General features: G+C 55.8%; 17 protein-coding genes. All 17 read right to left on the reverse strand.

Annotated features, from left to right (window positions below):
* Positions 1 to 172: 172 nt before the first annotated feature.
* On the reverse strand, positions 173 to 847 hold the full coding sequence (locus QOX26_RS05825; protein ID WP_283674014.1) for a FadR/GntR family transcriptional regulator: 675 nt from the start codon (positions 845 to 847) through the stop codon (positions 173 to 175).
* 130 nt (positions 848 to 977) lie between these two features.
* Positions 978 to 1,796 (reverse strand): heparan-alpha-glucosaminide N-acetyltransferase domain-containing protein, encoded by an 819-nt coding sequence (locus QOX26_RS05830; protein WP_283674016.1) that lies wholly within the window; start codon positions 1,794 to 1,796, stop codon positions 978 to 980.
* Complete coding sequence (locus QOX26_RS05835) at positions 1,771 to 3,081, reverse strand: diguanylate cyclase (protein WP_283674018.1); 1,311 nt, start codon at positions 3,079 to 3,081, stop codon at positions 1,771 to 1,773. The genes QOX26_RS05830 and QOX26_RS05835 overlap by 26 nt, the downstream gene beginning before the upstream one ends.
* Positions 3,082 to 3,280: 199 nt before the next feature.
* Positions 3,281 to 3,697 carry a thioesterase family protein gene (locus QOX26_RS05840; protein WP_283674020.1) on the reverse strand — a complete coding sequence of 139 codons (417 nt, stop codon included), beginning with the start codon at positions 3,695 to 3,697 and terminating at the stop codon, positions 3,281 to 3,283.
* The gene (serS, locus tag QOX26_RS05845; protein WP_283674022.1) at positions 3,685 to 4,968 is read right to left on the reverse strand and encodes a serine--tRNA ligase; all 1,284 of its coding nucleotides are present in this window, start codon (positions 4,966 to 4,968) and stop codon (positions 3,685 to 3,687) included. The genes QOX26_RS05840 and serS overlap by 13 nt, the downstream gene beginning before the upstream one ends.
* A 23-nt stretch (positions 4,969 to 4,991) precedes the next feature.
* Positions 4,992 to 5,546 (reverse strand): hypothetical protein, encoded by a 555-nt coding sequence (locus tag QOX26_RS05850; protein ID WP_283674023.1) that lies wholly within the window; start codon positions 5,544 to 5,546, stop codon positions 4,992 to 4,994.
* 10 nt (positions 5,547 to 5,556) lie between these two features.
* Complete coding sequence (locus tag QOX26_RS05855) at positions 5,557 to 6,435, reverse strand: ParB/RepB/Spo0J family partition protein (protein ID WP_283674025.1); 879 nt, start codon at positions 6,433 to 6,435, stop codon at positions 5,557 to 5,559.
* Positions 6,436 to 6,439: 4 nt separating this feature from the next.
* The gene (locus QOX26_RS05860; protein ID WP_283674027.1) at positions 6,440 to 7,213 is read right to left on the reverse strand and encodes a ParA family protein; all 774 of its coding nucleotides are present in this window, start codon (positions 7,211 to 7,213) and stop codon (positions 6,440 to 6,442) included.
* Positions 7,214 to 7,369: 156 nt separating this feature from the next.
* On the reverse strand, positions 7,370 to 8,203 hold the full coding sequence (locus tag QOX26_RS05865) for a ParB/RepB/Spo0J family partition protein (RefSeq protein ID WP_283674029.1): 834 nt from the start codon (positions 8,201 to 8,203) through the stop codon (positions 7,370 to 7,372).
* Between the two features lie 213 nt (positions 8,204 to 8,416).
* Positions 8,417 to 9,118 (reverse strand): 16S rRNA (guanine(527)-N(7))-methyltransferase RsmG, encoded by a 702-nt coding sequence (gene rsmG, locus QOX26_RS05870; RefSeq protein WP_283674031.1) that lies wholly within the window; start codon positions 9,116 to 9,118, stop codon positions 8,417 to 8,419.
* Positions 9,115 to 11,004: a tRNA uridine-5-carboxymethylaminomethyl(34) synthesis enzyme MnmG gene (gene mnmG, locus QOX26_RS05875; protein ID WP_283674032.1), complete on the reverse strand. Its 1,890-nt coding sequence runs from the start codon at positions 11,002 to 11,004 to the stop codon at positions 9,115 to 9,117. Before mnmG ends, rsmG begins: the two co-directional genes overlap by 4 nt.
* Positions 11,005 to 11,241: 237 nt before the next feature.
* On the reverse strand, positions 11,242 to 12,603 hold the full coding sequence (mnmE, locus tag QOX26_RS05880) for a tRNA uridine-5-carboxymethylaminomethyl(34) synthesis GTPase MnmE (protein ID WP_283674033.1): 1,362 nt from the start codon (positions 12,601 to 12,603) through the stop codon (positions 11,242 to 11,244).
* Positions 12,604 to 12,621: 18 nt separating this feature from the next.
* The gene (gene jag, locus QOX26_RS05885; RefSeq protein ID WP_283674034.1) at positions 12,622 to 13,596 is read right to left on the reverse strand and encodes an RNA-binding cell elongation regulator Jag/EloR; all 975 of its coding nucleotides are present in this window, start codon (positions 13,594 to 13,596) and stop codon (positions 12,622 to 12,624) included.
* Positions 13,597 to 13,598: 2 nt separating this feature from the next.
* Positions 13,599 to 14,609: a YidC/Oxa1 family membrane protein insertase gene (locus tag QOX26_RS05890; protein WP_283674035.1), complete on the reverse strand. Its 1,011-nt coding sequence runs from the start codon at positions 14,607 to 14,609 to the stop codon at positions 13,599 to 13,601.
* A 63-nt stretch (positions 14,610 to 14,672) separates the two neighbouring features.
* Positions 14,673 to 14,885 (reverse strand): membrane protein insertion efficiency factor YidD, encoded by a 213-nt coding sequence (yidD, locus tag QOX26_RS05895; RefSeq protein ID WP_283674036.1) that lies wholly within the window; start codon positions 14,883 to 14,885, stop codon positions 14,673 to 14,675.
* Positions 14,882 to 15,226, reverse strand: coding sequence for a ribonuclease P protein component (rnpA, locus tag QOX26_RS05900; RefSeq protein ID WP_283674037.1), 345 nt, complete (start codon positions 15,224 to 15,226; stop codon positions 14,882 to 14,884). Before rnpA ends, yidD begins: the two co-directional genes overlap by 4 nt.
* 186 nt (positions 15,227 to 15,412) lie before the next feature.
* Complete coding sequence (gene rpmH / locus QOX26_RS05905; protein WP_283674038.1) at positions 15,413 to 15,547, reverse strand: 50S ribosomal protein L34; 135 nt, start codon at positions 15,545 to 15,547, stop codon at positions 15,413 to 15,415.
* Between the last annotated feature and the right edge of the window lie 252 nt (positions 15,548 to 15,799).

Genomic DNA, 15,799 nt, shown 5'->3' on the forward strand with positions numbered 1-15,799 from the left:
TTGCCGAAAATCTTAAGGATTACCCGGTTCGGTCTCCAACTGGTTCTACCAGTTGAACCGTTTGAATTGATGCTTTTAGTATACGAGGTTTGCCTACTTCCGTCAATGTTTACTTTGTACAAATCTTCCAAAAACAGATGTGTTTTCTTTGGCAATGTGCTAAGCGTTCCGCTTACTGCGCGGCGATTTGCTCGCGCAGGCAGTGGATGTGCGCGGCCAGTGCGCGGCGGACTCGCTCCGCGTCGTGCTGCGCCAGACCCTCAATCATCTCGAGGTGCTCCTGCTGGGCACTGACCATGCGGGCAGGGTTGAGCGGCGTCATCAGGAACAGGCTTGAGGCCGCCATGTTGTACACACTGCCCGCGAGCAGTGCGAGCACGCTGTTTTTCGCGCAGCCGGCCAGTGCGATGTGAAACTCCTTATCGAGCGCTGCGTATTCGCGGCCGTTGCTGCCCGTGCGCTCCATCTTCTCATACAGCGCACGCAGCACGGCAAGATCGTCCCCGGTTGCGCGTTCGGCGGCGCAGCTGAGCACGGCCGCCTCGAACACCTCGCGCGCTTCGACGATTTCCTCGAGCGAGGCGCTGCTGCTCTCGACCACGGTGGTCAGGCTGTCCGACAAATCCTTCTGGCTCGGCTTGCACGCAAAGCCGCCACGCCCTGCACGCACCTGCACAAAGCCCTTTTCGCCCAGCACACGGATGGCCTCCCGGATGACATTGCGGCTCACGCCGTAGCTTTCGGCCATGCTGCGCTCACTGGGCAGCTTCGCGCCCACCGCCAGCACGCCGGTGTTGATATCGCGCTCAATTTTGTCGGCGATTGATTCAAATAAATAAGCTCCCATCAGAGAACCTCCTGTCAACTGTCAAACCGGTACTACCGGTATGATAGTTATCATAACAGGAATTTTGATAAAAGCAAGCGTCTTTTGAAAAAACCCTCCGCATCCACCGTTTTCGGCAGACACGAAGGGTTCAAAACACCACACTTAGGCACAGATACAGCGCAGGCTGATGCGCCAGATAAATCAGCAGCGAATGGCGGCCAAGCGTACCGAGCGCGCCCCATTTGCCCGTGGAAAACAGACGCAGTCCGTCATGCCGTTCGCACAGCCGGTAAAAAAAATAGCCGGAAAAGAACAAAAACACCCACGGAAACAACGAAAAATAGTCCGCAGAGTAAAAATCCGACGGCGGAAAACCGAAAAAAGCGCTCATCCGCCCGCGGTACAGACCTGCGGGCAGCGCGGCCAGATTCCACTCTCCAAAGCCCAGAAAACCGGCGTTCACATTGCGCGTGAGCGCAAACAGCACGGCACTGCCGGCAAGTCCCGCCGCAGGCGGCACGCGGCAAAGCAACCGCCGCAATAGGACGTAGAGCAGCATGCAGATTCCCAGAAACGTCAGCACCCCGAAGTGGATGCGCGACGCCGCCGGACCAAGCAGCGTTGCTGCGGATACCAATGCGCCTGCACCGAGCACGAGCAGGCCGCGGCGCAGCGGTCTGTGACCGAGCGGTGCACAAAATCCGGACAGCAGAATAAACGCCCAACAGATGCTCTGCTGCCAGATAAAGCCGCCCAGACTGTCAAACCACGTCCAGCGAACGCCGAACAGGTTGACCAAATCCCAGGTCGCGTGATAGGCAATCATACTCATCAGCATCGCCCCGCGCAGGCTGTCCAGCATGCCATAGCGCCGCGGTGCGGCCACTGTTCCTTCCATTTCCGCTTCCCCTTTTGCTGCATTCGCTGTCCGGCTGTTGACCTCACTGCTCGGCAGTGTAAAACGCATACCGGCGTTTGCCCTCTCTCTTGGCGCGGTATAGCGCCAAATCGGCGCGGCGGGACAGGGTGGAATAGTCCCGTCCGTCCTCCGGGTAGCGTGCAATGCCGACACTGACCGAAATCGAGCTCTGCTTTTCATCCGTTTCCCGCAGGGCGCACAGGCGCTCGGCATAGCGTGCGATATCTTCATCGCCCGTAATGCCGGGCAGGAAGAGGACAAATTCATCCCCGCCGACACGGCCGACCAAATCCGTCACGCGCACCGAGCTGCGCAGCATATTGGCGATGCCGCGCAGGGTATCATCGCCCTGCGAATGGCCAAAACGATCGTTGACGAGCTTAAAATCATCCAAATCCAAAAAGAAGAGCGCGCCGCATTTGATGGTTTCATCACACAGCGTGGCTTCAATCATTTCCTTGATGGCGCGGTGGTTGTACACCTGCGTGAGCGGATCTGTCTGCGCCAGATGATGGGCGCGGCGCAGCTGATCACGGCGCATCCGCTCCTCCAGAAAGCCCTGCGTCACATCGGTGCAAATGAGCATAATCGTCTTTTCCGTACGGTCAAAGTACAAAAAGTGCATCTGCTTGCGTGTATAGCCGCGTTCTTCATGCATTGCGCCGCAGAAAAATGTGTGCTCTCCATGCAAATCGAGCATCTCGATGACGCGGTCAAGCTGCATTTCCCGCAGCACCATTTCCTGATCCTCCGGCGCGATAAACCGCTTGACGCTGCTCTCGACCGCCTGCGCATAGTCTCCGCTGCGCATGGGCGGCAGCCGATTGGGGTCTTTATGTGCGCTGTACAGTGTATAATGCCCCACTTTTGCGTCCAGATAGAGGAAAAAGTCGCACGTGCGATACACATAACGCTCCACAATAGACTGCAACATTCTCGGTCCGCTGATATCGCGCACGGTCACCAACGCAAGCGGCGCCGGCTTTTCGACTCGCGCCAAACCGAATTCCACCCAACAGTATTCCTGTGCCTCTCCGCGGCAGCGCAGCTCACACGAGGTATACCGCTGCCCGCTTTCCCTTAGGCGGTCAAGCGAGAACGCGCCGAGAAACTTATCCTGATCGTCCTGCACGACATGCTCCTTGCAGATAATATTCAGGATTTTTTCCCACGGACGCGTGGCCATAGCCCGTTCCGGTTGCATATCGGAACCGCCCAGTTCCGTTATTCCGTTTTCTAGATTCACCAAAAAATAATAGGGGAAGGCGCTGGAAAACAGGCTGCGCAGTGCTTCGTTTTCGTGCTCTATTTTCCGTTCGTGCGCATTTACCATAATCCAAACTCCTTTTCCATATTTCTTTCAGTATATCACTTTTGCCGAAGAAGTTCAAGTGAATATACGTTTTTAGTATAAAATCGATTGATTTAGGCAAAATACTTCTTGATTCCCGCTATTTCTCTTTTTTAAAATTTGCTTTTTCCATATGCAAATAACAAAGGGAAGGACAGTTTGCACTGCCCTTCCCTCTTTTTTAATTCTGTTTTTTGGCCTGCGCCTTGCTTTCAAAACGCTCCTTGTCCACGATGGCGCGCTGATGTGTGCCCTCGCCAATGAGGCCCGCTTCGTCATACGCCGCGACACGGAAGGTGAGCACCTTACCGTTCGGCGCAATCTCGGTCAGCTCAGTCTCAAACCGAACCTCCATGCCTTCGGGCGTTGCCGCGACATGGGTGACGTTGACCAGCGTTCCGACCGTGGTCTTGCCCGCGTCAAGCGACGGGGCGACGCTGTCCGCCGCTGTGCCTTCGATATTTGCAATCATCATCGGGGTGGCGAACACCGCCACCAGACCGCTGCCGACCTGATTGGCCAGCAATTCCTTGGTTACAACGAGCGTGCGCTCGCCCTTAATTCCGATTTCCATCTTTTCCGCCCTCACTTCATGCATTCCTGGCCGCCCATATAGGGACGCAGTGCTTCCGGAATGCGCACCGTGCCGTCTGCCTGCAGGTTGTTCTCCAGGAAGGCAATCAGCATGCGCGGGGGCGCAACGACGGTATTGTTCAGCGTGTGCGCGAAGTACAGCTCCTTGCTGTCCTTTCCGCGCACGCGGATGTTCAGGCGGCGTGCCTGTGCATCACCCAAATTGGAGCACGAGCCGACCTCGAAATACTTCTGCTGACGCGGCGACCAGGCCTCTACGTCGCAGGACTTGACCTTCAAATCGGCCAAATCGCCTGAGCAGCACTCAAGCGTGCGCACCGGAATATCGAGCGTGCGGAAGAAATCAACCGTGTTTTTCCACAGCTTATCATACCATTCCTTGCTCTCCTCCGGCTTGCAGACGACGACCATCTCCTGCTTTTCAAACTGGTGGATGCGGTAAACGCCGCGCTCCTCAATGCCGTGCGCGCCGACTTCCTTACGGAAGCAGGGCGAGTAGCTGGTCAGCGCCTGCGGCATGGTGTCCTCATCGTTGATCGAATCAATGAATTTGCCGATCATCGAGTGCTCCGAGGTACCGATCAGGTACAGATCCTCGCCCTCGATCTTGTACATCATGTTCTCCATTTCAGCGAAGGACATAACGCCGGTCACAACATCCGAACGAATCATGAAGGGCGGAATATAGTAGGTGAAGCCGCGGCCAATCATAAAATCGCGCGCGTAGGACAGGATGGACGAATGCAGACGTGCAACGTCACCTGCCAGATAGTAAAAGCCGTTGCCCGAGGTCTTGCGGGCGGCGTCCAAATCGATGCCCGCGAACTTCTCCATGATTTCAACATGGTACGGAATCTCGTAATCCGGCACAACCGGGTCGCCGAACCGCTCGATTTCCACGTTCTCCGCATCGTCCTTGCCAATCGGCACCGAGGGATCGATGATGTTCGGAATGACCATCATGCGCTGACGGATGTCAACCTGTAGGGTCTTTTCCTTCTCTTCGAGCGCGGCCAGCTCGTCAGCCATCGCCTTGACCTCGGCCTTGACGGCCTCGGCTTCGTCCTTCTGCCCCTTGGCCATCAGACCGCCAATCTGCTTGGACTTGGTGTTGCGCAGGCTGCGCAGCTCGTCGCAGCGGCTCTTTGCAGCGCGGAACTCACGGTCCATGTCGATGATTTCATCCACCATCGGCAGCTTTGCGTCCTGAAACTTCTTCTTGATGTTTTCCCGAATTACGTCCGGATTGGTTCGGAACAGCTTAATATCCAGCATTTTGATGACTCCTTATATCTATTTTATTTCTCTTCTTGTTTTGGCTCGGCCAGCTTTTTGCCCAGTGCCTCAAACGAGGCTGCAACGTCAGCCGACATATTTTCCTCTGGCTTGTCCGCGCTCTTCGCGAGCATCCTATTTTCGCCATAGGTGGAAATCAGCGATTCATACAGCGTTTTCGCGCCTTGCTCATCGCTCTCGGACAGCTTCTGCCACGCCTGCGCCAGTACGGTCGCCGCGTTTTTCTCGTCCATCATGTGGGTGGCCGCGCTTGCAATATTGCTCTGCGCTTCCTCGGTCGCCAGGGACTCGCGCACGGCGTTCAGCGCCACGTCCTGTGCATCAAGCTGCTTCTGCATGTCTTCCATTTTCTGGGTCGCTCCCTGCGCAACGGTCTGCTGCTCGCTGAGCTTGGTGTTCAGGTTTTCGAGCTGCTTGTCACTGCGCACCTGCGCGACATAGCTGATTAAAATGAGCGCGATTGCAACGGAAAACAGGCCGATGATATAAAAGGTAAGCGTTGTACGGCTCAGCTTTTTCTCCTGTTTTTGTGTTTCCGGCATCTTTTTCTCGTCCATTGGCTCCTCCTTATACGCGCAGACCGCGCAGCGCGTCCATCAGACGCTCCAAATCATCCGCGCCGTAATACTCCAGCGACAATGTGCCGCTGTTTTTACCCTGTTCGATGATAACCTTGCGGCCGAGCACGCCTTCCAGCTCCTTTTCCACCTCAGCCACATAATCAACTGAAAATGCGGTCTCCGGCTCGGGTTTCTGCGGCGGCTTCTTGTTCAGTCGCTTGGCCAATGCTTCGGACTGACGCACCGACAAGCCGACCATTTGCTTGGCGGCATCGACGCGCTCTTCCTCGTTGCTCACCGCCAACACAGCACGGGCATGTCCGCCGGACAGCTTGCCGTTGCTCACCATCTTGCGCACTTCCTCGGGCAAAGCCAGTAAACGCAGCGAATTTGCCACCGCCGACCGGCTTTTGACCACGCGGCGCGAAACTTCGTCCTGTGTCAGACCAAACTCGTGCATCAGCAGGTCATAACCCTCGGCTTCTTCAATCGGGTTTAAGTCTTGGCGCTGTAAATTCTCAACCAAAGCCAACTCCATGATTTGGCTCTGCTCTACCTCGAGCACCATGGCCGGAATCTGCTCCAGACCTGCCATGCGTGCCGCACGCCAGCGACGCTCGCCCGCGATAATCTCATAATACCCATCTTTTGCGCCGCGATGCACGGTAATTGGCGTGATAATGCCATGCTGACGGATGCTTTCGGCCAATTCCTCCAGCGCCTGCGGGTCAAATACCTTGCGCGGCTGATTGGGATTGGGTTCTACACGGTTCAGCGGCAGTGAGCTGACGCTTTGCGATGCGCTCTCCGCTGAAAGATCGACTACGGTTTCGCCGCCAAACAGGTTGGACAAACCACCGCCAAGTCCCTTTTTGGGCGTTGCCATCGCCTTACTTCCCCCTTTTCTCACTCTTCTTCAGCATTTCATCTGCAAGCTCTAAATATGCTTCAGAACCGCGACAATAGCGGTCGTAATCGGTGATTGGCTTGCCGTGACTGGGTGCTTCGCTCAGGCGCACGTTGCGCGGCACAACGGTCTTATACACCTCGTTCGGGAAGTGCTTTTTGACCTCTTCCACGACCTGGATGGACAGGTTGGTTCGTCCATCAAACATGGTCAGCAGCACACCCTCAATCTCTAGCTTCGGATTGAGTGCCTTGCGTACCATACGCACGGTCGTCATCAGCTGGCTGAGGCCCTCGAGTGCGTAGTATTCGCACTGCAGCGGCACGAGAAAACTGTCTGCCGCGCACAAGCAGTTGAGTGTCAGCAGACCAAGGGACGGCGGACAGTCGATGAAAATATACTCATAATCGTCCTTGACGCGATCTAAAACGTCCTTTAAACGGTACTCGCGGCGCTCCAATGCGATTAAATCCAACTCTGCACCCGCCAAATTGACGTTTGCACCGATCAAATCCACCCATTTTGTGGAGACGATGGCCGATTTCACGTCCGGCTCATCTGCTACGACGAGATCATAAATTGAGGTTTCCAAACCGCGCGGGTCTACGCCAAATCCAGAGGTCGCGTTGCCCTGCGGATCGAAATCACAGAGCAGCACGCGCTTGCCGCGATCGAACAATGCGGCCGCCAGATTGATAGCCGTTGTCGTTTTGCCGACGCCGCCCTTCTGGTTTGCAAAAGCGATGATTTTGCCCATGCCTTTCTCCTTTTCTTTCTGGTATTATCGTACTGTTCCATTATACCACCCTCTTTCTCCGATTGCAAAGCATTCGCACAATGTTTCACGTGAAACATCCAAAAAAACGAATTGGGGAATGTTTCACGTGAAACATTCCCCGTCTATTCTGCTTGCTTATGCCTGATTTTCCCGTACATGCGGAATATGAATGGTCAGAATCATCTCGCCTTCCTGCTCCTTTTTGTCGAGCGTTGCGCCGATGCCCGCGTCTACCATGACGCCGACTGCTCGATCCACTGTGTTGAGGAAAAACCGAACATCCTTAATCAGGCGCACAACCTTGCGCTCCTGCTGCGGCGCAGCCTGTGCTTCCTTCTCCTGCAGCAGCTTGTCAATATATTGCTCCGTGCGGCTGACATTTAATTCATGCTCAATAATATAATGTGTTGCGTTGATGCGTTCTTCCTCGTTCTCGAGCCGCAGCAAGCTGCGGGCGTGGCGCTCAGTCAAATTGGCACTGCGAATCAGCTCCACGTTCTGCTGGCTCAGGCGGAGCAGCCGCAGCTTATTTGCCACCGCGCTCTGCGTTTTTCCTACCTTGCGCGCAGCTTCCTCCTGTGTCAGTCCGTAGCGATCAATCAGCTGCTTAAATCCATACGCTTCTTCAAAAAAGTCCAAATCACGGCGCTGTAGATTTTCAACCAGCGCAATTGCCGAAGAGCTCTGTTCATCCGCCGAAATGACCAGACACGGTACTTCGTTCAGTCCTGCAACCCGCGCCGCGCGCAGCCGACGCTCCCCTGCTACCAATTCGTATGCGCCGTTTGACAGCCGACGCACGGTCAGCGGATTAAGTACACCATACTGACGGATGCTTTCCGCTAGCTGTGCAATTGCTTCCGGATCAAAATACTTACGCGGCTGATTGGGATTGCGCGCGATCTCTCCTACCCGCACACGCCGCAGCGTGCGCTCCTCTTTGCCCGTAACCAACGTTAAAACTGACATCAATTTGAATCCCTCCGTCATTATGTCCCAAAGTATGTCCACTGGTAATAGATTACCATATTATTACATATAGGCAAGTAAAATCGACCGCAATACTTGCTTTCTTCGACTCAAATCTGTCAAATTCTTCGGCAAAACACACATTTCCACCTATTTTCGGACAAAAAATTACAGGTCGTATTTCCAATACAACCTGTAATTTCCCTCTGATTTTCAGAGCGGATTCGATTCTATTTTCTTAAATCGCCGCGGATATTTTTCCGGCGTTTGCTCATACTTTACGATTTTAACAATGCGCCGTGTCAAATCCGTGTGCGGGACGGTGTAATCAATCACCTCAGCCGGCGCGCCGCCCAATGTGCGAATAGCATTTTCCGCGCGGGAAATTTCCTCATCGCAGTCGACGGCCTTCATCGCGTAGAACACGCCGCCCACCTTGAGCATCGGCAGTGCCAATTCACACAGGACGTTCAGCTCAGCCACGGCGCGGGAGGTCGCAACATCAAACCCTGCGCGGTGCTCCTTCGCAAAATCCTCCGCGCGGGCGTGCACGGCAACCGCGTTCGGCAGCGCAAGCGCTACGATACAGTCATTTAGAAAATCTGTCCGCTTGCGCAGCGCGTCAAGCAGCGTAAACTCCCCTGCTGTCAAAATCGCAAGCGGCATGCCCGGAAAACCGGCGCCGGTTCCCACGTCAAGCACACGCGCGCTATCTGGAATATAGGATGCAAGCGCGGCGCAATCGAGAAAATGGCGGGTGACGATTTCGCACGGGTCGGTAATCGCGGTCAGGTTCATCACCTTGTTTTTCTCAATGAGCAACTCGGAGAATCCACAGAGTTTATCCACAACCTGTGGACAATAGTTGGGGACAAGGCGCTCCAGACCGCTTTGCAGCAGTTCGCGTTCGGTCACTTTTCCTGCGCCCCCTTCCACTTGGTTTCCAAATAAATCATCAGCGCGGTGATATCAGCCGGCGAAACGCCCGAAATACGCGCGGCCTGCCCAAAGTTAATCGGCTGCACCGCAGCAAGCTTCTGCCGCGCTTCCAGACGCAGCGAATCAATTGCGGCATAATCCAGTCCGGCGGGCAACGAACGGCTTTGCAGACGGCGATACTGCTCCACATCACGCAGCTGACGCTCAATATAGCCCGCATACTTAATGCGGATTTCGACCTGCTCGCGAATGATGGCAGGCAGCGCCGGACGATTAGGGTCAAAGGGCGCGAGATCGGCATAGCTTAGTTCCGGGCGGCGCAGCAGGTCAATCAGCTTACAGCCGGACGAAACAGCCGTGCTGCCCTTGCCGGCAAGCATACCGTTGAGCACATCGGTCGGCGCGACGCCGACCTTGGCGACGCGGTCTATCTCCTGCTGCACTGCCTCGTATTTGGCCGTCACGCGTGCTCCACGCGCAGGAGGGTTCAGGCCTATCCTTACTCCAATCGGCACCAAACGCTCGTCTGCGTTGTCTTGACGCAGCAGCAAGCGGTATTCCGAGCGCGAGGTCATCATGCGATACGGCTCACTTGCGCCGCAGGTAACCAAATCGTCAATCAGTGTGCCGATATAGCCGTCCGCACGGTCGAGCACGAGCGGCTCTTCGCCCTTAATCTGCAGCGCGGCATTCACGCCCGCAACAAGACCCTGTGCCGCCGCTTCCTCGTAGCCGGATGAGCCGCAGAACTGTCCCGCGCCGTACAGACCGGTTATTTTTTTCGTCTCGAGCGTCGGCCGCAGCTCAAGCGGATCGATGCAGTCATACTCGATGGCGTAAGCCGGACGCATGACCTCAGCGTGCTCAAGACCCTTGACCGCCCTGAGCATGCTCAGCTGCACATCAAACGGCATGGAGGACGAAAACCCCTGGACATATATTTCCTCGGTGTTAAGACCCATCGGCTCCAAAAAGAGCTGATGGCGCGGTTTATCGGCAAAACGCACCACCTTATCCTCAATAGAGGGGCAGTAACGCGGGCCGACGCCGTCAATTTTGCCGCTGTAAAGCGGCGAACGATCCAAATTATCGCGGATGATTTGATGGGTTTTTTCGGTCGTATAGGTCAGATGACAGACCGCACGATTTTCCGGCGGACGCTCGGTTTCAAACGAAAACGGGATGATTTCATCCTCGCCGCGCTGCTCCTCCAGTCCGTCAAAATTGATGGAGCGGCGGTGAATGCGGGGCGGTGTGCCGGTCTTGAAGCGCTGCATGCGCAGGCCGAGCATGCTCAGGCAGTCGGTCAAGCCGACCGCGGCAAACATGCCGTCCGGCCCGCCCTCTCGTGTGAAATCGCCGATGATAATGCGGCCGCCGAGGAAGGTGCCCGATGCAATAATCGCCGCCTTGACCGGATGGCGCGCGCCGACCGCTGTCACCACGGCGCAAACCGCACCGTTTTCCGTTTCAATCGACACGATTTCATCCTGTTTTAAACTGAGATGCGGCTGCGATTCGAGCGCGTGCTTCATATAAGAGCGGTACGCGGTGCGGTCAGCCTGTGCACGCAGCGAGTGCACGGCAGGGCCTTTGCCGCGGTTGAGCATACGGTATTGGATGCAGGCCGCGTCCGCCGCGCGCGCCATTTCGCCGCCCAGCGCGTCAATTTCGCGCACCAGATGCCCCTTGGCCGTGCCGCCGATCGCGGGGTTGCAGGGCATATTGCCGACTGCATCCAGGTTAATGGTAAAACAGACAGTATTCACGCCGAGTCGGGCGCAGGCCAGTGCAGCTTCAATACCCGCATGACCCGCGCCGATTACGGCAACGTCATAGGTTTCTGCTTGAAAAATCGTCATGGACGGCTTTCCTTTCTTTGTGTAACGCGGAGGATTGGCATGATTTCCTCTGGTGGAAATCATGTGCACAGGTTGTTGATAACTCTGTGTAAACTCTGGATAACTTTTTGATATTTTAAAAATTTCAAATACAATTAGTTATAATTTAATATTTATATATCAAATAGTAATCAATATTTTAATGATTTCCTGTGGAAAACAAAAGGGCCGCTGCGCGAGGCGCAACAGCCCTTCCGGTTATTTGCCGACGCAGAAATCACTGAAAATGCGTGTGACGACGGCCTCGGTCACGGTCTCTCCCGTGATCTCGCCGAGGGCGGCAATCGCGCCTTCCGCGTCCATCACGACCGCGTCGGGCGTCATGCCGGATTGTGCGGCGTAAAGCGCGGCTTCGCACCGTTCTGCGGCACGCGCCAGCGCGGCGGCCTGACGTGCGTTGGTAATCAGCGCGCCGTCATACGCGCCGTCCGTCAAGCCGACTAAATTTGGAATCAGGTGTAGCAGCTCATCGAGTCCCTCTCCGGTTTTCGCGGAAAGATAAACAACGTGCTCGAAATGATGCTTGATGCGGTCAATATCCAGCTGCTGTGCAAGGTCGCTCTTATTGACGATGGCAACGGCACGCTGACCGGCTGCACGAGCCAATACCAGCATGTCCTCATCACCGAGCGTCTGCGAGCCGTCAAACACGGCAAGGATGAGCGACGAGGCCGAAGCCTGCGCCAGCGCACGGTCGATGCCGACCTGTTCGACCGGATCGGTCGTATCGCGCAGACCCGCCGTATCCGACACGCGCAGCAAAATCGAACCGACCTTGACATTTTCCTCAATCAGGTCGCGCGTCGTGCCCGGAATGGGTGTGACAATCGCGCGCTCACGGCCGAGCAGGGTGTTGAGCAGCGTGGATTTACCGGCGTTCGGCCTGCCGAGAATGACACAGGGCACGCCCTCCCGCAGGATACGCCCGCGCTCGTAGCTTTCCGCCATGCCGTACAGCCGGGTGGTCGTCCGATGGAGCAGCGCAGCCGCGTCGTCAAACAGAATGGGATCAATGTCCTCATCCGGAAAATCGACGATGGCATGAAAATGCGCCACCATACCGAGCAGCTCCTCACGGATTTCCCGCACCGGCGAACCGACCGCGCCCATGACCTGCGCCGCCGCATTCTGCGCGGCCTCGGCCGTGCGGGCGGTAATCAGATCATGCACGGCTTCCGCGCCAGCCAAATCCATTTTGCCGTTCAAAAACGCACGGCGTGTGAATTCGCCTGCCTCAGCCTGCCGCACGCCTTGCGCAAAGAGCGCTTCAAGCGCCTGCGTCAGCAACGCGGTCGAGCCGTGGCACTGCAGCTCAGCCATGTCCTCACCGGTGTAGGTGTGGGGCGCGCGCATGCAGACCGCAAAACAGCTGTCAATCATGTTGTTGTTTTTATCGTGCAGCGTGCCGTAAACCAGCTTCTGCGACGGGGCAGCGGACAGAGGTTTGCCGTTTTTCGCACGAAAAACCGCCTCAACCGCTGCAATTGCATGCTCACCCGATACCCGGATCAGTCCGATCGGTCCGCCGGAGGATGAAACGGCGGCAATGGTATCGTACATATCGTTCCCCCCGGTCGATCAGCGGTGGGAGCGGCTGTTGTCAGGCGCGATGACGACACGGCGGCCGGGCTCTGTGCCGGTCGAGTAGGTCGTCACGCCGTTGAATTCCTGCAGGGCGGCGTGAATGATGCGTCGCTCATAGGGGTTCATCGGCTCGAGCGTCATCGAACGGTGGGATTTCGCCACCTTCATCGCCATCTTGCGAGCCAGACGTTCCAGACTGTCGGCACGCTTTTCGCGGTAATTTTCGGTGTCGACCGACAGACGGATGTGCTCATCGAGCGTATTGTTGAGTACCAGCGAACCAAGATACTGAATCGCGTCGAGCGTATCGCCGCGGCGGCCGATGACCGGACCCATATCCGGGCCTGCGATCTCAACGCGCAGCTGATCTACCTCAACCTGCGGCAGAATCTTCACTTCGCCTTCGATGCACATTTTCTGGAGCAGACCGTTAATAAACTCGGTCGCCATGCCCTCGGCCTTCTTCATGCATTCCTCGGAGACGGGAATCAGCTCACGCTCCTTGGGAACAGACGGCACAATCGGGCGCTCCTCGCGCGGGCGGCGCGGACGGTCGCCGTCACGGCGGGGACGGTCACCCTCGCGGCGGGGACGGTCGCCTTCGCGACGCGGACGGTCTTCGCGCTGCGGACGGTCTTCGCGCTGCGGCTTGTCCACATTCAGCTTTTCCGGCACAAAATCCTTGGGCGCGGGCTTGACCAGACGGGGCGTAGTATCCTCCGTCGTGATGGACAGCTTCTGCGGCTTGCTTTCCGGCTTGACTTCCGGCTTTTTTTCTGCCTTGGGTTCGTCGGGTGCTTCGTAGCTTACGCGCACCTTGGCCGGCGTTGCGCCAATTCCCAAAAATCCCTTTTTACCGTTATCCAGTACCTCGACGGAAACGTCGTCACGATCTAATCCCAGCGATTTGAGGGCGGCATCGATCGCCGCATCACGGGTCTCGCCGGTCATTTCAATGCTCTTAAGCATCTTTATTTATCCCCCTTCTTTTTCTTTTCGTTCAGCTCTTTCTGCGCGGCCTGCTGTGCGGCGCGCTTGGCAGCCTTTTCGTCAGCCATCATCTGTGCGGCTTCGGATTCCTGCTTTTCCTTTTTCGCGCGGAAGTATCTGCCCAGCACGATTTCCTGCAGGCAGGTGAATACGTTGTTGAAAATCCAGTAAATGCCGATTGCACCCGGCAGAATGAAGCCGAAATAGGCGCTCATCAGCGGCATCATGATGTTCATAATTTTCATCTGGTTCGCTGCAGCGCCCTGCTGCTGCGTGCCCTGCATTCTCTGCATGACCCAGCTGGAGAGGAACGCGGTCAGACCCGACAGAATCGGAATCAGCCACATAATGCTCGGATCCTTGAGCGACGGCGTCATCGCAAGGTTGAGGCCGAAGAAGTTAAAGTCGAGCGGAATGAGCTGTGCGCCCGTATCGGTAATCAGGCTGGTGACCTCGGGACTAAACACGCCGGTCGCCGGATCGAGAAAGGCGTTGAGCTTTTCGGCAATGGTAATCTGCACGGTGTAACCCGCGCCCGCAAGATTGTCAAGGCCGATAAAGTTTGCCAGCGCAAGCACAGAATCCTTGCTCAGGCCCATCATGTACTGCAGCGGCTGCTGCACAGCATAATACAGACCCATCATAATGGGCAGCTGAATAAAGGTCGGCAGGCAGCCGGACATCGGGCTTACGCCGTGCTTCGAGTACAGCTTCTGCATTTCATCGTTGAGCTTTTCACGGTTGTTCGCGTATTTTTTCTGCAGCGCCTGCATTTCCGCGTTCATTGCCGACATGGCCATCATGCTCTTCTTGCTCTTGATGGCAAGCGGAATCAGAATAATCTTGACGAGCAGTGCAAACAGAATAACAGTCAGGCCGTAGTTCATGACGATGTCATAAATCCACATCAGCAGCAGGCCGAAGGGACGAACAATGGCGTAACCAAAGATGTTCGGGTCCTTCACTAGGTTGAGAAGTTGTTCTTCTGGCATGTTAAACCTCCAAAAACGGATCTTTCATTTGATTTCCCCGCGCGGGGGGAAGAATTATCATGTCTAAGGGACAGGGTCATACGGTCCCCGTTTGGAAAACGGATGACAGCGCATGATTCGTTTGAATGCGAGCCAGCCGCCTTTGAGCGCGCCGTATTTTTCGATCGCTTCAACCGCATACTGAGAGCAGGTCGGAATGTAACGGCAGCGCGGGGCGATGGAAGGCGAGATGTAACGGCGGTAAAACCGAATGACCGCCAGCATGACCCGCTTCATTTCTCTGCCGCAGCGCCCGGCGTTTCGGCCAGCGCGCGCAGCAGTGATTTTTCGATTTCCTTGTACGTTGCGCCAACCGCACGGCTGCGTGCGACCAGCACAAAATCAGCGCCCGTTGCAAATTCGGTTTCATGCAGCCGGTAGGCTTCGCGCAGCAGGCGCTTGACCCGATTTCGCTGCACGGCATTGCCGAGCTTGGCGCTGACGGTGAGTCCCAGGCGGGTTTGACCCAGCCGGTTTTTGCGGCAGTACAGCACCAAATATCGGTTGGCTGTATATTTGCCCCGGTGATAAGTCCGCCGAAACTCATGGTTTTGCTTGATGGATACTGTGTATTTCATAATTGCTCCCCGTTTTTTCGATGCCCTGAAAAAACGCATTCTTTGCATCTGATTTTCTGCAAAGCTGACCGAAATTTCTTCTTTTCCCACGGCAATTCGGCCCAAATCCTGTTTTCCGTGTGCCTTATAAACTGGCAAAAAACGGGCCGCGACAATTCGACGGCCCGTTTTTGGGTATAACGATAATTAGTGGGTCAGGCGTGCGCGACCCTTGGCGCGGCGGCGAGCCACAACCTTGCGGCCGTTGGTCGTGCGCATGCGCTTGCGGAAGCCATGCTCCTTGGAGCGCTGACGCTTCTTCGGCTGATACGTTCTCTTCATTTCGTGCACCTCCCTATAATTGGATTACGGATGGGCACCGGCATAAGTCCGGTAAGACGCGGGCACATGCCGCTGCCTGTCCGCAGAATATGAGACAATAAGTATTATCCTATAAACAGACCAAAATGTCAAGCTTTTTTTGTGTTTTCAACATCTATGGGCAGGAGTTGGTTGCACCCACCAGAAGTTGGGGCGTGGAGCATTTTCCAACTACATCGCCGCGGATTTGTACACAATTGTTCATTGAACTTG

The organism is Butyricicoccus sp. Marseille-Q5471 (assembly GCF_951230135.1).
Taxonomy (GTDB): domain Bacteria; phylum Bacillota; class Clostridia; order Oscillospirales; family Butyricicoccaceae; genus Agathobaculum.